18 protein-coding genes are annotated in these 22,062 nt (G+C 68.6%); 8 read left to right on the top strand and 10 right to left on the bottom strand.

Annotation, left to right across the window (positions count from 1 at the left end):
* Positions 1-321: 321 nt before the first annotated feature.
* Both ACFWU9_RS05965 and ACFWU9_RS05960 read left to right on the top strand, forming a co-directional pair.
* Complete coding sequence (locus ACFWU9_RS05965) at positions 322-972, top strand: hypothetical protein (protein ID WP_384315150.1); 651 nt, start codon at positions 322-324, stop codon at positions 970-972.
* 53 nt (positions 973-1,025) lie between these two features.
* On the top strand, positions 1,026-3,881 hold the full coding sequence (locus ACFWU9_RS05960; RefSeq protein WP_384315149.1) for a Helicase associated domain protein: 2,856 nt from the start codon (positions 1,026-1,028) through the stop codon (positions 3,879-3,881).
* A 221-nt stretch (positions 3,882-4,102) separates the two neighbouring features.
* Here ACFWU9_RS05960 and ACFWU9_RS05955 read toward each other — a convergent pair whose 3' ends face one another.
* Complete coding sequence (locus ACFWU9_RS05955) at positions 4,103-5,356, bottom strand: helix-turn-helix domain-containing protein (RefSeq protein WP_384315148.1); 1,254 nt, start codon at positions 5,354-5,356, stop codon at positions 4,103-4,105.
* A gap of 400 nt (positions 5,357-5,756) precedes the next feature.
* Between ACFWU9_RS05955 and ACFWU9_RS05950 the strand changes: the two genes are divergently transcribed.
* The 3 genes from ACFWU9_RS05950 (at position 5,757) to ACFWU9_RS05940 (ending at position 8,066) form a co-directional block, all read left to right on the top strand.
* Positions 5,757-6,182, top strand: coding sequence for a hypothetical protein (locus tag ACFWU9_RS05950; RefSeq protein ID WP_384315147.1), 426 nt, complete (start codon positions 5,757-5,759; stop codon positions 6,180-6,182).
* A gap of 285 nt (positions 6,183-6,467) precedes the next feature.
* Positions 6,468-7,451 carry a hypothetical protein gene (locus ACFWU9_RS05945; RefSeq protein WP_384315146.1) on the top strand — a complete coding sequence of 328 codons (984 nt, stop codon included), beginning with the start codon at positions 6,468-6,470 and terminating at the stop codon, positions 7,449-7,451.
* A 30-nt stretch (positions 7,452-7,481) separates the two neighbouring features.
* On the top strand, positions 7,482-8,066 hold the full coding sequence (locus ACFWU9_RS05940; protein WP_384315145.1) for a hypothetical protein: 585 nt from the start codon (positions 7,482-7,484) through the stop codon (positions 8,064-8,066).
* Positions 8,067-8,483: 417 nt separating this feature from the next.
* Here ACFWU9_RS05940 and ACFWU9_RS05935 read toward each other — a convergent pair whose 3' ends face one another.
* Both ACFWU9_RS05935 and ACFWU9_RS05930 read right to left on the bottom strand, forming a co-directional pair.
* Positions 8,484-9,101 carry a hypothetical protein gene (locus ACFWU9_RS05935; protein WP_384315144.1) on the bottom strand — a complete coding sequence of 206 codons (618 nt, stop codon included), beginning with the start codon at positions 9,099-9,101 and terminating at the stop codon, positions 8,484-8,486.
* Positions 9,102-9,293: 192 nt separating this feature from the next.
* On the bottom strand, positions 9,294-10,139 hold the full coding sequence (locus ACFWU9_RS05930) for an SDR family oxidoreductase (protein ID WP_384315143.1): 846 nt from the start codon (positions 10,137-10,139) through the stop codon (positions 9,294-9,296).
* A gap of 80 nt (positions 10,140-10,219) precedes the next feature.
* Here ACFWU9_RS05930 and ACFWU9_RS05925 point away from each other — a divergent pair, with 80 nt between their 5' ends.
* On the top strand, positions 10,220-11,164 hold the full coding sequence (locus ACFWU9_RS05925) for an AraC family transcriptional regulator (protein ID WP_384315142.1): 945 nt from the start codon (positions 10,220-10,222) through the stop codon (positions 11,162-11,164).
* A 65-nt stretch (positions 11,165-11,229) separates the two neighbouring features.
* On the opposite strand, the gene ACFWU9_RS05920 is transcribed toward ACFWU9_RS05925, so the two are convergent.
* Positions 11,230-11,448, bottom strand: a complete 219-nt coding sequence (locus ACFWU9_RS05920; RefSeq protein ID WP_384315141.1) for a hypothetical protein — start codon at positions 11,446-11,448, stop codon at positions 11,230-11,232.
* Between the two features lie 449 nt (positions 11,449-11,897).
* On the opposite strand from ACFWU9_RS05920, the gene ACFWU9_RS05915 reads away from it, so the two are divergent.
* Positions 11,898-14,159 (top strand): tetratricopeptide repeat protein, encoded by a 2,262-nt coding sequence (locus tag ACFWU9_RS05915; RefSeq protein ID WP_384315140.1) that lies wholly within the window; start codon positions 11,898-11,900, stop codon positions 14,157-14,159.
* Positions 14,160-15,024: 865 nt separating this feature from the next.
* On the opposite strand, the gene ACFWU9_RS05910 is transcribed toward ACFWU9_RS05915, so the two are convergent.
* From ACFWU9_RS05910 to ACFWU9_RS05895, 4 genes are all read right to left on the bottom strand, one after another.
* Positions 15,025-15,327, bottom strand: a complete 303-nt coding sequence (locus ACFWU9_RS05910; RefSeq protein ID WP_384315139.1) for a hypothetical protein — start codon at positions 15,325-15,327, stop codon at positions 15,025-15,027.
* A 527-nt stretch (positions 15,328-15,854) separates the two neighbouring features.
* Entirely contained in the window at positions 15,855-17,114 is a 1,260-nt protein-coding gene (locus ACFWU9_RS05905) for an esterase/lipase family protein (RefSeq protein ID WP_384315138.1), read from the bottom strand.
* A gap of 326 nt (positions 17,115-17,440) precedes the next feature.
* Positions 17,441-18,121, bottom strand: coding sequence for an ATP-dependent DNA ligase (locus tag ACFWU9_RS05900; protein ID WP_384315137.1), 681 nt, complete (start codon positions 18,119-18,121; stop codon positions 17,441-17,443).
* Positions 18,122-18,609: 488 nt separating this feature from the next.
* A complete protein-coding gene (locus ACFWU9_RS05895) occupies positions 18,610-19,200 on the bottom strand; it encodes an ALF repeat-containing protein (protein ID WP_384315136.1) in 591 nt (196 codons plus the stop codon).
* Positions 19,201-19,579: 379 nt separating this feature from the next.
* Here ACFWU9_RS05895 and ACFWU9_RS05890 point away from each other — a divergent pair, with 379 nt between their 5' ends.
* Positions 19,580-20,170, top strand: coding sequence for a GDSL-type esterase/lipase family protein (locus ACFWU9_RS05890; RefSeq protein ID WP_384315135.1), 591 nt, complete (start codon positions 19,580-19,582; stop codon positions 20,168-20,170).
* Between the two features lie 756 nt (positions 20,171-20,926).
* On the opposite strand, the gene ACFWU9_RS05885 is transcribed toward ACFWU9_RS05890, so the two are convergent.
* On the bottom strand, positions 20,927-21,577 hold the full coding sequence (locus tag ACFWU9_RS05885) for a hypothetical protein (RefSeq protein ID WP_384315134.1): 651 nt from the start codon (positions 21,575-21,577) through the stop codon (positions 20,927-20,929).
* Between the two features lie 4 nt (positions 21,578-21,581).
* Complete coding sequence (locus ACFWU9_RS05880; RefSeq protein WP_384315133.1) at positions 21,582-21,860, bottom strand: hypothetical protein; 279 nt, start codon at positions 21,858-21,860, stop codon at positions 21,582-21,584.
* Positions 21,861-22,062: the final 202 nt, after the last annotated feature.

Here is a 22,062-nt window from a genome sequence, read left to right as displayed (position 1 = left end):
GGCCCGCTCCGCGGGCCACCCCAACCCGGTGGCTGCGCCACCGGGTTGACACTCCGTCCGCTGCGCTCCCGGAGTTGTCGGGCGCTATGACCCTGGCAAGGGGTCTTCCGCTTCGCTTCAGACTTGGGCGGGTCCGCTGCGCTCCCCCGCCTGACGGTCCTTCCGGCTGCGCCTCCAGTCCCTTGGGGCCCGCTGGCGCGGGCCGGGCTGGCTGTAGCGAGGGGGGGTCGCTCGTTCGTGTGGGTTCTAGTGTAGTGGGTGCATCAGATTGATGCACCATGTACTGTTGGCAGAAATATGGCAGAGGATGGGGGCGGAGAAATGTCGATCGCCAGAGACATTCCTGAGGGCATCACTCGCAGGGCAAAATACTTCATCGGTTCCCATGGTTACTGGACTGGTCGTGCCGATATAGAACAGCACAGAGCTCGATGGACGGAGCATGGGGTCCCCGAGGCTCAGATCGACCGGGTGTCCGCCTACGAAGCCGTCTGGGGCGGTCTCGCTCTTCCTCCTTCTCCCCACTACGACGGCGGACCGCGGACACTCAGCGGAGATGTACCCGAGGGCCCAGATCCTGACTGGCACTTCGAAGCCGGGTTGCAGCGCACGGCTCTCCCCTACTCGTTCGTGATCGGCCCCGGCGGGGAGTTCGGTCTCCACGCCGGGGACTGGGTGCCACTGCACGCCACTGTCGAGGGATGGGTGGAAGCGCTGGCACTGACCACCCATGCCCGCAGCTGTGCGCGCAGCACCATGACATTGACGGGCGACGCCGTAGAGGATCTTGAGCTCGACCGATTCGAAGCAGTTCCGGAGGTCGCCGGCATCGCAGACACCTGGTGGCGCGGCGCCGACTCGCTCATCGCCATCTACCGCGGCGAAGCCGAAGTCATGAACGCACCTCAATGCCGGACCGCCACGATCTACTCCGGACTTAATGAATGGGGACTCAGAGGACTCGGCACATAGACCCTCCAACGGCCTCGTCACCTGAATCCACGCCAACACAAAAGGAAACCGATATGCGGGGAATCTCACTCCGGGAACACCAGGTAGACCAGAAGTCAGCTTTCCGTAAGTGGGTGGGATTCCCTGCAAGATCATCTGTGCCCCTGCAGGGTGCCCGTGGAACGATCGTGTCAGCGACCGGCTCGGGCAAAACCATCACGGCCGCCGCGTGCGCGCTGGAGTCCTTCGCGGACGGCCGGATCCTCGTCACCGTCCCGACCCTGGACCTGCTCGCCCAGACCGCGCAGGCTTGGCGGACGGTGGGCCACCGGGCCCCGATGGTCGCGGTGTGCTCGCTGGAGAACGACCCGGTCCTCAACTCGCTCAGGGTGCGCACCACCACCAACCCGATCCAGTTGGCGCTGTGGGCCGGCTCCGGGCCCGTGGTTGTGTTCGCCACTTACGCCTCGCTGGTAGACCGTGAGGACATCGATGCACCCTTTGGCCAGCGGAAGGTTCGCGGGCCGTTGGAGGCCGCTCTGGCGGGCGGGGAGCGGCTGTATGGGCAGCAGATGAGCCCGTTCGACCTCGCGATCGTGGATGAGGCCCACGGCACCGCTGGTGATCTTGGTCGTCCGTGGGCGGCGATCCACGACAACGCCCGTATCCCCGCGGACTTCCGGCTCTACCTCACCGCGACCCCGCGCATCCTCGCCGCTCCCCGCCCGCAGAAGGGCGCGGACGGCCAGGAAGCGGAGATCGCGACCATGGCCGACGACCCCGACGGCACGTACGGCGCGTGGCTCGCCGAACTCGGGCTGAGCGAAGCGATCGAGCGGGAGATCCTCGCCGGATTCGAGATCGACGTCCTCGAGATCCGCGACCCCTCCCCCGCGATCGGGGAATCGGAGGAAGCCCGGCGCGGCCAGCGCCTGGCCCTGCTGCAGACCGCCCTGCTGGAGCACGCCGCCGCGTACAACCTGCGTACGGTCATGACGTTCCACCAGAAGGTTGAGGAAGCCGCCGCGTTCGCGGAAAAGCTGCCGGAGACCGCCGCCGAGCTGTACCTCAACGACGCCTCTGACGACGGCCTAGCTGCCGCCGACAAGCTGCCGAGGTCTTCAATCGACGCGGAGTTCTACGAGCTGGAGGCGGGCCGCCACGTACCCCCGGACCGAGTGTGGTCGGCCTGGCTGTGCGGCGACCACACCGTCGCCGAACGCCGCGAAGCCCTGCGCCAGTTCGCCAACGGCATCAACGCGACCGGCCGCCGGGTCCACCGCGCCTTCCTCGCCAGCTGCCGCGTCCTCGGAGAAGGCGTCGACATCACCGGCGAACGCGGAGTCGACTCCATCTGCTTCGCCGACACCCGCAGCTCCCAGGTCGAGATCGTCCAGAACATCGGCCGCGCGCTCCGCCTCAACAAGGACGGCAGCACGAAGATCGCGCGGATCATCGTGCCAGTGTTCCTGGAGCCGAACGAGGACCCGACCGACATGATCGCCAGCGCCTCGTTCCGCCCCCTCGTAGCGGTCCTCCAGGGGCTCCGCAGTCATGATGAGCGTCTTGTTGAACAGCTTGCCTCCCGCGCACTCACCAGCGGAAAGCGCACCGTCCACATCCAGCGCGACGAAGACGGGCAGATCGTCGGAGCCGGCGGCGAGAGCGACGGCAACAACCAAGAGCACGACACCGACACCGCCGCCGAGTCAGCCCTGCTCCACTTCTCCACCCCGCGCGACGCCGCGACCATCGCGGCGTTCCTGCGAACGAGGGTGTACCGGCCGGAGTCCCTGGTGTGGCTCGAGGGCTACCAAGCCCTCATCCGCTGGCGGGCAGAGACCGAGATCACCGACCTCCACGCCGTGCCCTACGACGTCGAGGTCGAGGTCGGGGCGACGAAGACGTTTCCGCTTGGCCGCTGGGTCCACCAGCAGCGCAAGGCGCTGCGGGCCGGTGAGCTGGAAGAGCGGCGCAAGACGCTGCTGGACGCCCCGGAGGCCGGGATGCTCTGGGAACCGGGCCAAGAAGCGTGGGAGACCAAGCTCGCCGCGCTCCGCTCCTACCGGCGGGCGACCGGGCACCTCGCGCCGCGGCAGGACGCGGTGTGGGGTGAGGGCGAGGCGATGGTGCCCATCGGACAGCACATGGCCAACCTCCGCCGCAAAGGCGGCCTCGGGAAGGACCCGCAGCGGGCCGCCGCCCGCGCGCAGCAGCTGACGGAGATCGACCCGGACTGGAACTGCCCCTGGCCGCTGAACTGGCAGCGCCACCACCGCGTCCTCGCCCACCTCGCCGCCGACGAACCAGACGGCCGCCTGCCCCACATCGCACCCGGCGTACTCTTCGACGGCGACGACATCGGACGATGGCTCCAGCAGCAGACACAGCCGGGCACCTGGACCCAGCTATCGACCGAACAGCACGAGCGGCTGTCCGTACTGGGCATCAAGGGCGCTGAGGCCCCATCTCCCGCCCCGGCGCCCGCGTCCGGGACAAAGGGGCCAAGCAAGGCGCAGCAGGCGTTCCAGCGCGGCCTCGCGGCCCTCACCCAGTGGGTCGAACGAGAAGGCGCCCACCGGCCGGTACCACGCGGACACAGCGAGACGATCACGATCGACGGCGAAGCAGACCCGGTGACCGTGAAGCTAGGCGTATGGAACTCGAACACCAAATCGAGGTGCGACAAACTCACCCCCGAGCAGCTCGCCGCGCTCGCGAAGCTCGGCATGAAATGGGCGGGACCGGCGCCGGCCATTGAGGCCGCCCCGGAGCCGCCCGCCCCGCAGCCCACGCCGCTGGCGGCCCCGACAAAGCGGCCGGTGCGGGAGCACCACGAGGAGTGCGACAAGATGCACTACGTAGGCGGGACCTGCACCTGCGACCTCATCGAGCAGTACGGGCCACCCTCCGAACGCGACGACTACTGACCGCCCCCGACTCCGACCAGGCCCCCGGCCCGATATCAGGGCCCGGGGCCTCGCACGTCACCAGCCGGGCATCGACACGACCCTGCAACACGGAGCGCAACACGCACCCGCCCTGCGCCTTTTGCAGGCGGTTCCAGCAGGTCAGCGCGCAACCGATCCTGTCCCAGCGCCTTCAAGTTCCGCATGAACCGCACGTGGTCATATTCGATCTTGTATTTCAGTCAGAGCATTGGGGCGGTCGGAGACTGTCGGAATCCGGCAGTGATCTCATGGTGTCGTGCCGGCACCGTGTTGGGACCGACGCGGACGTAGAAATCTGAGCGCTGTCCGTTGCGGTAGGCGTACATCTGGCCCCCGCCGGCGACTTCGACCACCAGAACCTTCTTGCCGTCGTGGTCGATCACCCGTGGCTCGTAGGGCGGCGCCGGCTCCACGTTGTCCCGGATCATGTTCACGACCTTCATCACCTGCGTATCGACGTTCTCCCCTTCGGGCAGGCCCACAACCTGCAAGTCGTCCCTGATGCCGATCAGGATGGTGCCGCCGTCTTGCGATGCGAAAGCGGCGATGGTCTTGAGCATTTTCTTCCGCGATTCGCCTTCCGGGACCTGCTGTTTGCACTCCAGATGCTGGCCCTCCCCGTTCGCCAGGAGGAGCTCCAGCTCAGGGCCGGGCTGCTCCCAGACGACTGAGGCATCGCGGGCGCGCCCGTACGTGGGAGTCGGGAAGTTGCGCCAGTCCAGCCACTGGTCATTGCGGCGGAGCATCAACAGGCTGTCGGGCGGGAGGCCAAGCGGCAGCTCGAAGGTGTAGGGGCCGGTACCGACGACGGAGTGGGTCCTGTTGCCCGCCGCCCAGCTCAGCTCCAGTACCGCGCCGTCCAGTGCCTCGCCGTCGACGACGGCCGTCAAAAGGTCATGCCTGATGGTGATCTGCTTGAACCAGCCCGCACGCTGCGACAGGACGAAACGCCACAGGTCAGAACGGCTTGCCCTGCCGTCGTGCGGGAGCCGATAGAGGAAGGCGCTGAGAGCTTGGTCGAAGTTCAGGAAAGAGGGCCCGTCCCCGACCAGCAAGCTGTTACCGGGCTGGGGAGTATCGGTGTCCCGGCTGACGGTCCACTCGGTGCGCGGCCACGGCGTGATCACCTGGCCCCACTCTTCGTGGCCGTGCAGCCGATAGCTGAAGGCGGAGGACGGCGGGCCGGGAGACACGACGTGGAGGTCATGGATGTCCTGCTCGTCGCCCCGCAGCAGCGCGGCGACCGTCGGGCCGGGCAGACGCCGTTCCAGGAAGGCCGCCGTGCTGTAGCGCCAGGCTCGTTCTGTCAGTGGGGCGTCTTCGTCCAAGATGACGTGCGCGTGGTGCAGTCGCCACCGTTGTGCGTGCGCGACCAGTGCCAGCCGGACGTTCACAACGGCGCGCTTGGTGAGCATCTCCATCAGTACGTATGTCTCCGTCTGCCCGCTGGTCATCGTGCCGGCTCCCCTCTCCCACTGGTGTCTGGAGCCGACCAGCCGCATCGTCACCGCCCGTGCTCGCGAGCAGGCTACGCCGGTCTGACTTCCCGTTGTGAGTTGGGAACGCGAGGCCGGGCGGCTACACCTCGAAGTACGCGACGACCACGACGGTGCGCAGCGCGGTGACCCAGTACAGGAGCCGTACGGCGGTGTTCCGCGAGGTGTTTCAGTGATCGGGCCGTGCCGTCGTGATTCGGGGACCAGCGGAGGTTCAGCCGCGTCACCACTTCGAGTGGCGTGTTCTTCGCCAGTCCTGGACGCCTTGTTCGGAAGCGCGCTTCCCTGTGGCCCGCGTCGGCTATACCGGAGCGGAGCCGATCTCCTGCCCGCTGTCGTAGAAGGAGTCCACTGCCTCATGGCCGACGCCGCGAACGCCCCTTCCGCCACCCGTGCTGCCCGTGTGACCACGATCGTCGCCATCGTCATCGGCGTCGCCTTCACCGGCTTATGGACCTTCATCTCCATCCCCCAGCTCATGGACTTCATCAGTGACCGGGACATCACCGCCCCGCTGTTCCTGGCCATCGCGGTTCTTGCCGGTCCCGCCCTGTTCTGGTCCTTCATCGGTCTCGGCATCGGCATGAGCGCGCTGGGCTGGGCTGCCGGGCTCGCCAGCACCGGCATCCTCGTCAGCCTCACCTACGGGTCCCTCGTCGCCGCTTCCGACGGCCACGGCTTCACCTACTGGCTGTTCCTCACCATGCTCGTCGCCTGCAACCTCGCCGCCTTCTGCGTGACTCCCTACGTCCTCGTCCGCAGCACGGTCGGGCGCCGCCGTTGACCCGTCGCGCGCCACCCCGTCCGCGCGACAGTAGGCCCCGGAGTACGAGTCAGCCGATGGTCGGTGTGACCCTCTCCTGGGCAGGCGCGGCCTTCAGGCGGTCCAGGCGGTCGTAGAGGGCGCGGACCAGGCGAGCGCGGTTCTGGACGCAGCGCACGGTGCCCTCCAGCGTTGTGGACAGCCAGCCTTCCGCCTCGCGGAGGACGACGTCGGCGAGCGCCCAGGGCCCGCTGCTCTTCGGCAGCTGCTTCTCGGCTGCCCTGCATCTGCCGGTAGATTCAGCCGATGGATTCCACTGAGCACATCCTGGCCCTGATTCGTAGGGCATTGGACGAATTTGACGATCATCCGGTGCAAGTGTCGGTCCGACGTTCCGTACGGATTGCCAGCCTCATCGGTGACTCGCGCGTAGCAGCACGCCTTGGACTCGACCTGCAGTCGATCGGCGGCGATCCGGCGCAGCATCGTGGTGACATTCAACGCCTTATAGCTGACCCCTCACGCTGGGGAGAACGTGAGGAGCCAAGTCCTGACGTGGAAGCGATGCGCGAGTACATCAAGGACCGTTCGAAGCGTGATGACTCGAACACAGTGCTAGCCCACTCGTTGGCAGACATTGAGTACTTGACCAGGCAGTTTCCGAGCACGAATAGCTCTGCGGGACTTGAAGCCGACATGGCCCTTCGTCAGATCGAGGACAGGGCACGCCTGCGAACGTTCTCGTATCTGGTGGCTTGGGAGCGACGCTTCGGCTACGCGTCAGTGAATGAGTCGATCTTCGGAAGCTACAAGGTTCAGGTCGACAAGATGGTGGCCGAGGGCGTCCCTGACCTCGTGGAGAAGTTCACCTCGGTCTACCGGCGCATGAACGAAGCAGCCGCCAGCACACCGGACGGGCCTGGCGCGGAAGAGCTCTCACAGGCCCTCACGACCTGCCGTCGCATCTTGGAGGCGGTCGTTGACCACGTGCTGCCTGCTCAGGCTAAGCCCAGCGAGTCGGGGCACAAACTCGACCAGCCCTCTTACCGCAACCGTCTCTTCGAGTTCATCAAGCGGGCGAGCAATAGCGGGTCCGCAGCGAAGGTGACCGTTGCCCTGGGGAAGGGGCTACATGAACGGTTCGTAGCTATCGATGAGCTGACGAACAAGGGAGTTCACGCCTCCATTGCCCTCCAAGCGGCAAACCTCTGCGCCTTGAACACCTACGTGCTGTGCGGAGAGATTCTGCTCCTCAGGCAGCAGGTTGACAGTCGCAGCGAAACAGCTTGACGCTGCAAGAAGCGGGCCCAGCATCACCCGATGGGTGAGTACGGGGCGCAAGGCAGTGTCGTTGACCTCGGTATGACGATTCATACTGCCGCTGGTTCCAAGGTGGCCCCGGAACGCACCTCCTGTTCAGCACGGTTGAGGATCCTGCCCCGTGAGACTGCGTATGTGCAGGAGACGCCGGGGATCTCACTGTTCTGGGAAGAGATGGTCATCAACCCGGGCCACTCCCCAGAGCGATGTCCTCGAGGCCGTGAGGCCCACTACGGGGTCTGTTACGACGAGATGCTCACCCCGGAGGTGCGCTCTACCCTGGTGTGCACGCTGGAACCAGGCGTTGAGGATGATCACGCGGTGGAGATCGGGATCAGCGACGAGGGCATGTGTGATCAGGACATGTGGCTGTCCTGGCGGGCTGGAGTCCCAGGTGCCCGGCGGATCCATCAACCGGGCGCCTGCAACTGGGCTGTCGGAGAGATGGGAGTCAACCCGTGTCTCCTCTTCGACCGCCATCCGGGGATGCACCTGGGGCAGGGCATCGGGCTGGTGAGCGACGCAGGGCTGAACCGCCGCGGTGAGCGCCCCGATGACGACACCTACAGCCGACGACGGCAATGAGCGCGCCGGTGGCTGCCTACTCCGGGCCGGGGTCGCGCAGCGGGTTGCGGTGACCGCAGTCCGAGCACCTCACGCTCTCGGGCAGGTTCTCGAATCGCGTGCCGGAGACACCGAAGGAGCCGTCGATGCGGAAGCCTCCGCAGCCCTGGCACGGTGTGGCGTGGAAAGGCTTGTCGCAGCGGAGGCAGGTGCCTTCCGCGCTGGTCTGGTCAAGGCGGGTGACTCGGGTGTCTGCGCTGCCGCATCGTACGCAGAACGCTTCTTGGGTCTTCGTGGTTCTGGTGTACATCAGGTTCACGGAATCGTTCCTCCCGCTCCGCTCCGGGGGCGTTGCCGGCCGTCGCGGAGCGTGTGACGCCAAAGCCGCCCCGGGCCCCGGAGAATGCTGGTCCCGGGGCCCGTGGTGTATCGGGCGGGTCAGGGCCGCCGGCGGAACCAGCCGCGGCCCCTGCCCGGTTCCTGGTCGTCCTCCATCTCCGGCGGCGCGGCGGCCGGGAGGGAGGCGGCCTCCTCCCGGGCAACATCGTCCGCACGGCAGGTGCCGCACACGGACGCGCCCCCGGCCGTCCAGGCACGGCCGCGCGCGGTGGTCTCCTCCCAGCGCTGGTCGGTGAACTTCTGCCCGCACCGCTTGCACACCGGGCGCTGCGCCTCCCGCGCGGCGGCGCGGTGTTGCTCCTCCGCCGCGTCGGCGCGGGCGGCCTGGTCGCGGTAGAGGGCGTCGCCGTCGGGGTTGTCGAGCGCGTCCGTCAGCGTCTGCTCGCCGGTGCGTCCCAGCCGCTGCCACACCGCCGCGCCGGCGCCGTGCTCCGTCAGCTGCTCCAGGGTGGTGACGACGACGGGCACCGCCTGGCCGTAGTCCCGCGCGGTGATCCCCCGGTGGTAGGTGTCGTACCGGCGCGGCGCCCAGTAGTCGCGGCCGGCCTCCTCCAGGACGGCGACCGTGTTGGCGACCTTCGCCTCGGTGGTGTCCGCGAACACGAACGCCACCGGGGCCAGGCCCTCCCGGCCGGTCGCGGGTAGACCCGGCGCCACAGCCGCTTCTCGTGGTTGACGTGGGGGATGACCGACTGGTTCGACGGCCGCCGCTCCGCGAGCGGCGATTCATGTTCAGCGCAAAGCCCCAGCGTGAGATGCCCTGGCGGCGACGGCCGCAGCCGCCCAGGGAAGTGAAGCCCTTGGGCGACTGCAGATTCTAGCTCGGTCGCGCCGGATTCGGTAAGACGGTCAGCCTGGCCAACCGTCGTCGTCAGCAGTGGACTTGGCGAATTCGGCGAAGGTCCGCGGCGGGCGACCAAGAGCACGCTGCACGCCGTCGGAGACGTACTCGTCCGTACCTTCCCTGAGTGGCTCAATGGCGTCCGCGAAGGCTTCGGCGTCCGAGGGCGGCAACCCTTGCTGAACGAGTTCCGCGACGTAGCCCTCGACGGAGAGCGGCACGTAGCGGATTTCGCGGCCGGTGGCCTCGGAGATCGTGGCGACCGCCTCGGTCAGCGTCACCGCCCGGGGTCCGGACAACTCATAGATCTGGCCCCCGTGCCGGTCCTCGGTCAGCGCGGCGACCACCACCGCCGCAATGTCCTCGGCATCGACGAAGCTGGCAGCCCCATCGCCGGCGGGCAACCGGAGCTCACCGGCGAGGACGGCATCGGCGAAGAAGCCCTCACTGAAGTTCTGCGCGAACCAGCCCGGCCTGCTGATCGTCCACTCCAGACCACTCTCCCGCACGGCGGCCTCGCTGTCGACGATGCCCTCAAAGATACCGCTGCTGTCCTTTGCGTAATCCGGATTGTCGATCCCACGCCCCGAGGCCAGCACGATTCGCTGCACCCCATGCTGCACCGCCCGCTCGATGAACGGGCGAACGAGCTTCGTGCCGTCCAACTGCACGATGTACATGGACCGCACGCCCGCCAGAGCGGCATCCCAGGTGCCGCTGTCGGTCCAGTCGAAGATGTGCTCGCCGTTCCGGGCCGCCGCGCGAACTGGCAGCCCCTTGGCCCTTAGTTGGCTGACAACGCGGCGGCCAGACTTACCCGTTGCCCCGGTGACAAGAATTGGATGTTCAGACATGGCCCCAGTCAACCGGCGGGCGCCGAGACGATCCATGGCTAACAAGCTCCGCATGATGTCTAGGCGTCTACGCTGAGGGCATGGACGCCGTGTCGGAGCTGTTGGCAGAGGTACGGGCGCGCGGCGCCGTCTTCCGGCAGACAATCATGCGACCGCCCTGGGCCCTGCGGATGGCCAGTGGCGCCCCGCTGACGCTGGCCACGATGCTGCGCGGCCGGGCCTGGATCGTTCCCGATCAGCACGAACCGATGCCCATCGGCGTCGGCGACATCGCCGTCATCCGCGGCGACGCGCCCTACACAGTGGCCGACGACCCCACGACCACACCCTCGCTGATGGTGACCAGCGCCGACTACTGCGCGGGAGCCGAGGGCGTCGAGCACGCCTCCGGGCCCGCCCGCACCTGCGGAACGCCAGCCGAGGGGGCTCCTGTGCTGGTCAGCGGGGCTTTCGAGCGCCGGGGAGAGCTCAGCGAGCGACTGCTGCAGGCCCTGCCCGCCATGCTCGTGGTGTCGGCTGAGGGCAGCCCCTACCCGTCGGTGGAGATGGTGGCCGAGGAGGTCGCCAGAGAGCGACCGGGACAGCAGCTAGTGCTGGACCGGCTGTTGGACCTGATGCTGGTCTCCGCGCTGCGCAGCTGGTTCGACAACCCAGACGCCGATGCCCCGGCCTGGTGCCGCGCACTGGACGACCCGGTCGTGGGTATCGCGCTGCGGCTGCTGCACGACACACCCGCCCGCCCTTGGACGGTGGCGGACCTGGCGGCCAAGGTGGGGGTATCGCGGGCAGCGCTCGCCCGGCGGTTCAAGGCGCTGGTCGGCGAACCACCGATGACCTACCTTGCGGGCTGGCGGATCACCTTGGCCGCGGACCTGCTGAGGGAGACCGAAGACACGGTGGGCGCGATCGCAAGGAAGGTGGGCTACGCCAACGCCTTCGCGCTGAGCGTGGCGTTCAAGCGGCTGCGCGGCACGCGGCCCAGTGATCACCGGAGCCCGGAACTAACGCAGTGGCGGGCTGGATGAGTCCCGCAGCTCTGTCCCACGAAGTGTGAAGGCGCGACGGACGGGTCCGTGAATACCCGAACCGATCACCCCGGCGTGTCCACTTGCTTGGTGCAGAGAAGGAACCGCCACCACCGCAGCAGATCCATCCCGTACGAACAGATCGTCGTCAACGGCCGCGCGCACGCCTGGAGCTCCGCGAAGAACTCCGACACCGGGACGACAACCACACCCTCCCCATCGACCAACACATACGGCCACATGGTGTCCGTGGTCGTCACCAGCGCACCGATCTGCGGCAGCACGAAGCCATCAAGTCCCGGGCAGAATCACCTGTCTCAAGCACGGCCCGGAAGCTAGCAGACCATTGCTCTGACCTGCGAATATTCTCCTCGTAGTTCAGTCAACGGGACTTCCTTGACCTAACGCTGGCGGGCTCGTGACCGCGTACGACAGGCCCATGGGCGAGCTGCTCTGGCCGCCGGCTTGGGTGAGCCGGCAGCAGGAAGCGGCACTGTGAGCAGTCGGCTGGTGGTGATGTCACGGCTGGGTACCGAAACGCCCAGCTCTGCCCGTGAATTGGTACCGGTGGGCATTCTCGGTGTTCCGGGACGGACGCGGGGGTGCTGGCGTGGTGGACGGGCAGGTGGGGCGTGGCCGGTGGCGGTGGGCGGTTGGGCGGCTGTTGTGGGCGCCGGCGGGGGCTGCGGTTGCGGGTGGGATCGTATGGGCGGTCGCGCGGGTGGGGCTGGAGGTGGCGGATCAGCTGGCCAGTGTGATCGGCGGAACCGCCGGCCTGCTCAGTCTCGCCGTCTCGCTGATCGCCCTGCGCTCCCCCGCTGCCGTGACGGCCCCGGTTGCGGGTGGCGGAGCGGACGGGGGTTGGGTGGGGGCGGCTGCCGCTCATGCTTCCTACCGTGTCCCCGCCGTCCAGGCCACTGTTCGCGGCCGTGAGCGTGAACTCGCCGATATCCAGGGTCTGGCGGCCGGGCGGGGTGGTGGGCTCGTCGTGGTCTGCGGAACTGGGGGGCTGGGCAAGACCACCCTCGCCGCCCAGGCCGCCCGGCAGGCCCAGGCACAGGGGCGGGCGGTGTTCTGGGTGCGGTGGCAGGACGACGCGACCCGCCTGGCCCACGACCTCACCCGCATCACCACCGCACTCGGGCTCCCCGAACCCCGGCTCCAGGACGCCCAGAGCGGCCGGGCCGCGCTCGTCGACGTGATCTGGGAACACCTGACCACTGTGCGGGGGTGGGTGATCGTGATCGACAACGCCGACACCCCCCGCACCCTCGGCCCCGGCAGCGAGCCCCCGGGCTCCTACCGCGGGTGGGTGCGCCCCGACGGGGGCGGGCTTCTCCTGGTCACCACCCGCGACACCGCCCCCGCCACCTGGGGACCACAAGCCAGCCTGGTCGCGCTCGAACCCCTGGACGCCGGTGCCTCGGGCGCGGTCCTGCGTGATGCCGCGCCCTCCGCAGGCACAGCCGAGGAGGCAGCCGCGCTCGGGGAGCGGCTCGGCGGACACGCACTCGCCCTGGACACAGCGGGCCGCTACCTCGCGAACCCCACCAGCCGCTACCGCACCTTCACCGCCTACCAGCACGCCCTCGACACCGAGTTCGGCGACCTCCTCGGCGCCGCACACCCGCAAGGCTCCGACCCGGAGGTCGCCCGCACAGTGGTACGGCACACCTTCGACCTCTCCCTGACCCAGATCCACAACGACGGCTACACCCTCGCCCGCCCCGCCCTCTACCTCCTTGCACTCCTCGAACCCGCACCCGTCCCCCGCCTCCTCCTCACCCCCGCCCTCCTCACCCACTCCACCGGACAGAGAGCCACAGCGGCCGAACTCGACGCCGCTCTCGCCGCCCTCCACCAGTCCGGCCTCATCAACACCCCAGCCACAACGGCGACCGACAGTGGCGGGCAAGCGCCGACCGTCGGGCAGATCTCGCTGCACCCCCTGGTCCACGACGTCATAGCCCTCACCCCACCACCCGGCACCACCCGCACCACCTGCCACACCGCCCTCGACACCCACCTCACCCAGACCGTCCAGGAAACCACCAGCGCGGGCCGCGCCGGCTGGCTCACCGCACGCCTCCTCACCCCCCACCTCCCACCCCTCCTCCACCGCACACCCAACGCCGACTTCACCACCATCCGCGACCTCCTCGACGACCTCGGCCACACCCTTCACGAAGCGGGCGCCGCCGCCGAGGAACACCTCCTGCGCCAGAGCATCCTCGACACCGAAATACGGGTCTTGGGCCCGGACCACCCCGACATCCTCGGCAGCCGCGACAACCTCGCCGGCGCTCTCCACGCGCTGGGGCGTTACCAGGAGGCCGTCGACCTTCACCAGCGGAACCTCACCGATTGCGGACGCGTGCTGGGACCCGATCACGCCGACACCTTCGCCAGCCGCAACAACCTCGCCAATGCCCTCGATGAGCTCGGGCGTCATCAGGAAGCCGCCGACCTCCACCAGCAGAACCTCAGCGGCCGCGACGGCGTCCTGGGCCCCGACCACCCCGACACCTTCGCCAGCCGCAACAACCTCGGCACCGCCCTCGACGGTCTTGGGCGTCATCAGGAAGCCGCCGACCTCCACCAGCAGAACCTCACCAACCGCGAACGCGTCCTGGGCCCCGACCACCCCGACACCCTCGGCAGCCGCAACAACCTCGCCCGCGCCCTCAACGCTCTCGGGCAAGGTCAGGAGGCTGTGGACCTCCACCAGCAGAACCTCACCAACCGCGAACGGATCCTGGGCCCCGACCACCCCGACACCTTCGCCAGCCGCAACAACCTCGCCAACGCCCTCTTCGCGCTCGGGCGGTATCAGGAAGCCGTCGATCTCCACCAGCGCACCCTCACCGACCGCGAACGCGTCCTGGGCCCCGACCACCCTCGCACCCACGCCAGCCGCAACAATCTCGCCGAAGCGCAAGCCGCGTTAGCGCGTACCCGACAGCGTCGGCTGCCGTGGCAGCGCCCGCAGCGCTGACCGGACCCGGACTCCTCCCGCGCCTGCGGCCCCCGGGGTGCGGCGCGCGGCGCTGGGTGACGATCGAGACGCGGGCGGTCCCCAGCACCGCCCGCAAGTCCTGCCCGTCGGTCCCCTGGGAGGTCCGCGTGCCGTCTGTCATCTGGTCCGGCGCGATCAGCTTCGGTCTCGTGACTTCTCTGAACTAAGCAGTGATGAACGGGGATGGGCCGCACAGCGGCAGGCGCTGCGGGGTCCCTATTCCGTCCGGACCCGGGAGTGGTGTTCGGTGCGGGGATCAGTTCGGGGCAATGCGGTTGAGGATGGCCGAGGCGACGTGGTCGTCGGCGTTGCGATGTCCTCGGGCGTGGGGGTGGAAGAGGGCGGCCGTCGTTGTCGAAGCCGATCGGCTGCTGAGGCCGGAAGGTGACGTCCTCGATCGGCGCTGCGCCGCAGCTGGCGTTGATCAGTCCGGTGAGCGAGCCGAGGTCCCGGTGGATGACCTGCGGGTAGGGCTGGTCAGTGTGCTGGCAGCCGTCCCGGGGGTTACTCGAAGCCGTTGTCGGCCGCGCTGATGATTCCGGCGGTGTACGGGTCGCTCAGAGCGGACCAGTCGTAGGACGCGGTAGCAGCGGGCTGCGCGCCGGCGGGCTGGACAGGCGGGAGGATGCCGGCGGTGAGCGGGGAGGCCGGCAGGCGGAGCCCGCTCTCAGGCAGAGGACGGGCTCCGCCTGTGCTCGCGGGCGCGCTGGGTGGGGAGGTCTTTCACCTGGTGGGCTTTTTCCGTGACGGCGCTGCTGACGCGGCCCCTCCGCCAGGCCGCCCGGTGTGAGAACCCGACCCGCTGGGTCGGTATCGACGGTGGAGGAGAAGGCCCCGGGAGGTGTCAGACGGTGGTGGCCAGCCAGCCGACCTGTTCGGTGGTGTGCTTGCCGTCGCTCTGGACGCTGGCGTTCACCCTGACCTCGTTGAGCCGGATCAGGAATCCGGTCTCGTTCACGTCGTGGACCCGGATTCCAGGGGTGTCCGGACCGTTGAATGTCTGGGTCAGCGGCAGCACGATGACCTCGGACCCGAGCGGGAACGGGGTCGGGAAGGTGACCCGGGTGAAGGTCGAGGTGTTGCCGCCCGAGGTCTCGACCGCGTTGTCCGAGCCGAGGCTGATCATGCCGGTCTGAATCATCGTCATGGCCTGCTCCAGTGTGATCTCGGGCTGCCGGGGCGGCAGCCGACGAAGATCTGTCCAGCCGTGCCCTGGTAAATCCTCTTTCACCCTCGTGAGTGATCCGCTTTCAGCCGACCCGCCTCGCCCCGCATCCCACGGGCTTCAGCGTGGCTTACGGCCTGGGCCCTGCGGCTGTGCGTCCGCCCCGGGGTCCGGCTCGCGCCGCCGGGTGACGATCGGAGTCACGGCGGCAGTACATGCCGCTGCGCCCCTCGCCCGACCGTATGGGGGTCCGCGTGCCGTCCGTCATCTGGAGCGGGGCCATCAGCTTCGGGCTCGTAACTTCTGAACCAGGGCCTGTGTGGCGGCCGACGTTGGCCGAAGGTCACGCCCATCTGGGATCCACGCGCGACTGAGGCTGCCTCGGCACCCGCCCGCCCGGGGCCGGGGCAATCCGTTGTCGGTGGCGGCGATCAGCTCAGCCGTCCGGCCAGCGAGAGGTCCGGGGTGGGCAGGACCGCCGGTGCGGTCCTGCCCACCCCGGGAGGGTGTCACCCGGTGGCGACGATCTCGTTCACGATCCACCCGCCGAGTACTTCGCTCATGGCGGTGTGCCCCTCGTTGCTGCTGGCGCACACGAAGGCGTCGAGTGCGCTGTTGTCCGGGGTGATCGGCCGGTAGAGGGCCTTCTGGTCGTCGATGGCACCGGCGGCGACGGCGCTGATGCTGGGGACGAAGCAGGAGGTGGCGATGACGTCCGGGTCGAGGGCGTTGCCGAGCTGGCCCATCAGGGCTGCGGCCAGTCCGAAGCTGCCGGTGTCGCCCTCGGAGGACGGCATGGTGAACAGGCCCCCGGGAGCACCGTCGATGTCGGGCAGCCCGCTGGTGCGGACCGATACCCGCTCGCCGCCGGTCTTCCGCAGGAGGGCGACTTCCGCCTCCCCCTGCGCCTGGGTCCCCAGCCAGGTGTCGTGCAGCGTTTTACCGTCGCACTTCACCGCGGTCACGCCGGGCTTGATGCCGTTGCCGCTGCCGGTGTCCACGCCGTTGGCGACCCCGACCTTGCGCACCTTCCGGGGCCATCCCCCGACCTCTTCAAGCGCCTTGAGGAACGCGGTCCGCTCCGGTGCCTGCTCCGGGGCGGCGTCGGCCTTGGCGATGTGCCACCGCGCCATCTCCTTGGCGGCGGGGCTGTTGAGCAGCCAGGAGAATTGGCGCAGGACGGCACCGGTGTCGGGGTCGTCTGCCCAGTTGTCCGTGGCGAAGTGCGTGAACGCCTGGAGGGCAACGGGGAACCATGCGCCCTGGTGGGGGGTGTCGTAGGAGAAGTACAGGGACGTCTCGTGGTCGGGCAGGCTGGGCTCCTGCTCCATCTTCGCCAGGGCGTAGCGGGTGACCAGTCCGCCCATACTGAATCCGCCCACGACGAGCTTGGTCTCGCCCGTCCGCTCGGCGATGGTCCGGCGGATGCAGTCGATGACGGTGTCGGCGTTGTCCGTGATCGAGGCCGTCCGGTCGGCGTAGCCCAGGATGATCACATCCCGGCCGGCCGCGTGGAGCTCGGAGACGAAGCGAAGGTTGTTGTTCTCCTCCAGGCCGTACCAGAGCCGGTCGATGTTGCTCGACCCGCTGGAGAAGCCGTCGGACACGATGACAGGGCGGACGAGCCGGCGGCGGCTCAGCGGGCTGAAGTAGACCCAGGCCGTACCGCCGGCGAAGCCCCATTCGTCATGCGGCTCCGGAGCAGGGGGAAAGGCCGAATGAGCTCCGGGGGCGGCAGCGCCCCAGACGTCAACGACAGGTGCGGACATGATCAGTTGGCTCCTTGCGCAGTTCACGGGCACGCCGAACGGCCGGTCCGTCACGCCGTCATGGCGAAGCCGTGACCACCCGGCACCATGATCGCAGAAAGTGACTCCGCAATTACCTGGAGTGCGCTGAGGGTTTGGCCTACCGTCTGCTGTCAGCAGGGGCGAGCAGACCGGTGGCCTCGGCGGTCGCGTCCGTGGAGGGATGGAAGCAGCGCCGTACCGCCCCCCGTATCGAGCCCTGACGAGGCAAGGAGGCTCGTGAGCATCGGACATGATGACCCGAAGTGCTGAACCGTCCCGCCGCACTGTGACGCCTCGCGCTCGCGTCAGCCGGCGGCGGGTTCGTCGCCCGGCCCGAAGGGCGGGACGTCGCCGGGCGCCATGTCCGACCGGACCCGTACGAAGGGCACCGGATGCCGGTAGATCCCCCGGTCGACGGCCGGGTCGGCGCTGATTTCGGCGATCAGCTCGGGGGCGACGAGGAGCGGGTCGAGTGGTTCACGGCTGCCCCATGCGGCGGTGAACCGCACGCCTGTCGATGGGTGGTCGGGCCCGGCTTCGGTAAGGCGGCCGGTGAGCTGGCGGGCCGCCTCGGGCCGCAGCGCCGTCGTACGGCCCACCGACCGCAGCACCCCGCCGGCGTCGTAGCGGCCCAGGACAAGCATCTGCGGCCGGGCCAGGGTTCCGGTCACCGCACCGACCACCGCCTCGGTCGTGTCCCGGCGCCGGATCTTCGACCACCCGCCCTGCCGCTTGCCCGGTGTATACCGCCCGGCTACCGGCTTGAGAACCACGCCCTCCAGACCAGGAACCTCGGTCCAGTCCCTCAGCCACTCCTCTGCCACCACCCGGTCCCTCGTCATCGGACACAGCGTCCACGGCGCCGTATGTGCCCGGTCGGTGAACAGGGCCTCCAGCACTGCCCTCCGTTCGCTGTACGAGCGGGCCATCAGCATCTGTTGGTCGCCGAGCTGGAGGATGTCGAACGCGGAAGTGAACGGGTTCATGGATTCCTGAAGGGCCAGGAGTGCGAACTCGCCCGCAGAAGCCTTGATTGGCCATCTCTCGTGTCCGGTTCCCGTGACGCACTTCGGCCTGCTGGTGTCGCCGCTTCCGGAGGCACCACGGTCGGCGACTGTTCGATTCTGTTAGTGATGTGGCAGTACGTCGCGACGGGGTGCGGAATGGGGAGGCGGAACGCAAGGGAACCTGATTGGAATTGCGCGCCGATGTGCCCTGTATGACAGCTCGGGTCATCTCACCGGCCGGAGGGGGTGCAGACGACCGTTTCCGCCCCCAGGTTCGATCGGAGCCGCGCCGCGCGGCGAGACCACAGAACTCTGCGAGGGCGCCGAGCCGACACAGGGCCTGCCGGGCGGGGCCGCCGTCACACAGAGGTGCAGGAGGCCCCGCCCGGATTCTCGGCGTTCCGACGACCGGGCGTGCGGCAGAAGGTGCCACCCGGGCGACGCGTTGTGGTGCGGCGCTGTGCCGGTCAGGCGACCTGGTGGTACCTGCCGACTTCCAGGAAGTAGCGCAGCGCTTCGGGTGTGTTGTCGTCGAGGGCGGCGTTGGCTGCCGCGCGCAGGGCCGGGCTGATGGACGGGTCGGCGAGGATGCGGGCGATGGCGACGCGGTCGTCCTCGGCCTGGGCGATGCGGTAGCCGGTCTCCAGCCAGGCGCGCATCGCGTCGGAGTTGTTGGCGTCCAGGAGGGCGTTGACCTCGGCGATGACGCGCCGGCCGCTGTCGGGGTCGGCGAGCAAGCGCGTAATGGCGACGCGGTCGTCCTCGGCCTGGGCGATGCGGTAGCCGGTCTCCAGCCAGGCGCGCATCGCCTCGGGGTCGTTGGCGTCCAGGAGGGCGTTGGCTTCTCGTGTCACACGCTGGCCGCTGTCCGAGTCGGCGAGGATCCGGACTATGGCCACCCTCAGGTCGTCGGCGTCCGCCTCGTCCGTGGACGAGGACACCGCGGGCACCGTCACCGCGGTCGGTGCCGCCGTGGCGGCGAAGGATGGGGTGGCGAGCAGGAGGGCCGGGGCGAGGATGCCCGCGACGATGCCGGGCGTTACGTGATGCAGTCGCAAGGAAAATGCTCCTCTTCGTTGGCTACGGAGGTGAGTTGAGGACGCCTCAGGGCGTTCACTTCGATGATGCTGCCACCTGGGTCTGACAGCGGCGGTTGCCCCGCTGCGGTTGCAGGGCACCGTCGCCGCGGACGTGGCCGATGCTTCATGGCGGCGGCGAAAGGGGTGATAGCAGGCCGATCTAGGCACTACCGCTTCCGCAGCAGGGGCGCAGACAACCGTTTCTGCCCCCCCATTCGGAATGGATCACGTGGGCGTGCCCCTTGGTCACCCGCCGGTCAAGGGGCGGTTGGCTCACGACCGGGGAATCGCGGGATCGTCCACCAGCGACTCCTCATCGCAGCCACAGGTGAAGGGGCCGCACTGCCTGCGGAACCGCATGAGGTCGACCAGTGGCACCTCCTGCAATTGGTCGGAGAGGGCCGGCAAGTCCTGCCGCCACCACTACACCAATCCGCCCGAGGGCGAGGAGAGCATCGAGGACAAGCTCGCCCGGGTCCAGGACGAGTACGTCGAGATGCTGCCCCAGGTGCACCAGGCCGCGCCCAACGCCAAGGTCATCAGGGTCGGCTACCCGGCCGTCCTGCCGGAGAAGGGCAGTGACTGCAACCGGCCCGCCCTCACCGAGCTCGGCTCGGTCACCCACGCCGACGTCAACTGGCTCCGCGACGACGTCCTCAAGCGGCTGAACAGCACGATCCAACAGGTCTCGGCATTCTTCGGGGACCGCTACGTCGACGTCTACTCCTCCAGCGTCGGCCACGATGCCTGCCAGCCCGCGGACACCAAATGGATCGAGGGCATCTGCGACAATGCCGAGGACTACTGGCCCGCCAAGATCTCCGGCATCCTGCTGGACTGCGCGACTGTCGGCAAGCGCGCCACCCTGGTCCACCCCAACGCCGCCGGACACGAAAACACCGCCGCCCACGTCGAGCGGGCCATCCGCGTCGCCCTCCTCGAACGCTGACCACACGCCCACCCCAGCCGCCGGAGTCCCGGAACCCTGTGCGGAAGCACGGCCCGGGCATCCCGCCAAAAGGCCCCGCGTCAGGGCCGCTGTCCGGCCGTCCTGACGGGTGTGCCTGGCCGGTCAGTGCGGGGTGTAGCAGTTCGGGTCGGTGCAGCCGCCAGCCAGCTCCAGTGTCCGGTCCTGGGGCGGGGCGTCCAGCCACCCGCGCGCATCGCGTGGAGCCGGTCGAGGTCCAATGACAGGCCCAGCACCTTGGTGGACAGTTCGTCGGCCCACTGCCGTGTGAGGGCCCCCCACGCCGGGAAGCGTCCCTACCTCCACACACCTCGTATCTCCATGTGGGCGCGTGCGGCACTCAGCCGGAGGCGGGTTCGTTGCCCGCGTCGAAGGGCGGGGCGTCGGCGGGCGCCATGTCGGCCCGGACCCGTACGAAGCGGACCGGGTGACGGTAGACCCCGCGGTCGACGGCGATATCCGTGCTGAACTCCGCGACGAGGTCGGGGGCGACCAGCGCAGGTTCGACGGGCTCGCGGCTCCATGCGGTGGTGAACCGTACGCCGGCCGGGGTGAAGCGGCCGGTGTCCCTGGCCCTGACCGGGCTATCGGGGCCACACGGCGATGTCGCTGACCTCGATGGGTGCGGCCACGGTGTTCTCGGCGAGGCCGTAGTAGCAGTGGCCCGGGTCCTGCCTCGGACACGACGTGGGCCCCGCGGACGTGTTCGTCCGCGGGGCCCATTGGGTGGATCTAGTTCTACGAGGCGCTGAGGGTGTGCTGCGCCTTGTCCACCGATGCTTCGTACCGGGCGAGTGCCGCGTCCTCGATCATCCGGACCCGCGGCGCTGTCGCCCCGGGCGCGAGCTCCCGCCACGCGGCGATCCAGTAGGACAGGTCCGGCACCCCGCATACCTCCAGGAAGATCGCGTACCTGTCGAAGCGGGGCAGGATCTTGTTGTCGAGGTGGAGCATGTCGTGGATGGTGGAACGCTTGAGCACCCTGCCGGTGCGCTCCTCCAGCTCCCGCAGGGACGGCCGCAGCGCCCAGTGGTAGACCTCGCGCAGCTTCTCCACGAGTTCCTCGGGGGACTTCGCCGTCAGCGGATCGGGCGCGCCGGCGGACATGACGTGCCTCTTCTTGATGTTGCTGGTCCGTTTCTGATGCTGCGGCTGGGCGAGGAGCGCGATGTACCAGAGATCCGCATGATCCGACTCGACGCTCAAGAGCAGCCGAAGCTTCAGGTAGGTCAGCGGATCGGGAACGATCTCCAGGTGAAGGTAGGCACGGACGTGGCCGGGAGAAGTGCCCAGCTCCCAGGCCAGCGTCTTCGCGGTATGGCGGGAGATACGGAATTGCTTGAGTAGGACTCTCCGCAGGTTGGGCCCCGGGGCCAGGGTGACTGCCATGTCGTCAGGCCTCCGCGCGACCGCGAAGGAGCCCCGCGAGCGCATCGACGAGCACGGCCGCGATGACGGCCGCGATGCATTCGACGGCGTGGCCGTACACCGTCCCCCACACCAGGGCGACGACCGAGAGGAGAGCCAGCAGCACGCGGACGAAGCCGAAGCGGCGGTCGCGGGCGGAGCCGCTGCTGCCGGAGAAGCCGAAACTGCGGGAGATGCCGGGAAGGACGACGCAGCCGGGCGCGGAGAAGCCCGAACCGAACCTCATCTGGAATTGCATGTACATGAGCGCTCACAATTCTGTTGATGCCGGTGCTTGGAGGTTGGTGGAGATGAAACGAAGGGCCGCGAACCCTTCGGCGCTTAGGCGCAGATCGAGCATGCCTGGCGGCACTCGGGCCGGGCAAATGCCCCTGGACGCAAACAAACTGACGGAGCGTGAGGCTCACGCCACTGGTTTGGTCGGTGAGAATCTCCCGTGCCGTCCG

Source organism: Streptomyces sp. NPDC058653 (genome assembly GCF_042716895.1).
Taxonomy (GTDB): domain Bacteria; phylum Actinomycetota; class Actinomycetes; order Streptomycetales; family Streptomycetaceae; genus Streptomyces.
This window is presented reverse-complemented; position numbering and strand designations above follow the sequence as displayed.

What these genes read in the sequence shown, in the direction of transcription:
- ACFWU9_RS05965 (WP_384315150.1), top strand. Translation starts at nt 322, where the DNA reads ATGTCGATCGCCAGAGACATTCCTGAGGGCATCACTCGCAGGGCAAAA.
- ACFWU9_RS05960 (WP_384315149.1), top strand. Translation starts at nt 1,026, where the DNA reads ATGCGGGGAATCTCACTCCGGGAACACCAGGTAGACCAGAAGTCAGCT.
- ACFWU9_RS05955 (WP_384315148.1), bottom strand. Translation starts at nt 5,356, where the DNA reads ATGACCAGCGGGCAGACGGAGACATACGTACTGATGGAGATGCTCACC.
- ACFWU9_RS05950 (WP_384315147.1), top strand. Translation starts at nt 5,757, where the DNA reads ATGGCCGACGCCGCGAACGCCCCTTCCGCCACCCGTGCTGCCCGTGTG.
- ACFWU9_RS05945 (WP_384315146.1), top strand. Translation starts at nt 6,468, where the DNA reads ATGGATTCCACTGAGCACATCCTGGCCCTGATTCGTAGGGCATTGGAC.
- ACFWU9_RS05940 (WP_384315145.1), top strand. Translation starts at nt 7,482, where the DNA reads ATGGGTGAGTACGGGGCGCAAGGCAGTGTCGTTGACCTCGGTATGACG.
- ACFWU9_RS05930 (WP_384315143.1), bottom strand. Translation starts at nt 10,139, where the DNA reads ATGTCTGAACATCCAATTCTTGTCACCGGGGCAACGGGTAAGTCTGGC.
- ACFWU9_RS05925 (WP_384315142.1), top strand. Translation starts at nt 10,220, where the DNA reads ATGGACGCCGTGTCGGAGCTGTTGGCAGAGGTACGGGCGCGCGGCGCC.
- ACFWU9_RS05910 (WP_384315139.1), bottom strand. Translation starts at nt 15,327, where the DNA reads ATGACGATGATTCAGACCGGCATGATCAGCCTCGGCTCGGACAACGCG.
- ACFWU9_RS05905 (WP_384315138.1), bottom strand. Translation starts at nt 17,114, where the DNA reads ATGTCCGCACCTGTCGTTGACGTCTGGGGCGCTGCCGCCCCCGGAGCT.
- ACFWU9_RS05900 (WP_384315137.1), bottom strand. Translation starts at nt 18,121, where the DNA reads ATGAACCCGTTCACTTCCGCGTTCGACATCCTCCAGCTCGGCGACCAA.
- ACFWU9_RS05890 (WP_384315135.1), top strand. Translation starts at nt 19,580, where the DNA reads ATGAGGTCGACCAGTGGCACCTCCTGCAATTGGTCGGAGAGGGCCGGC.
- ACFWU9_RS05885 (WP_384315134.1), bottom strand. Translation starts at nt 21,577, where the DNA reads ATGGCAGTCACCCTGGCCCCGGGGCCCAACCTGCGGAGAGTCCTACTC.
- ACFWU9_RS05880 (WP_384315133.1), bottom strand. Translation starts at nt 21,860, where the DNA reads ATGTACATGCAATTCCAGATGAGGTTCGGTTCGGGCTTCTCCGCGCCC.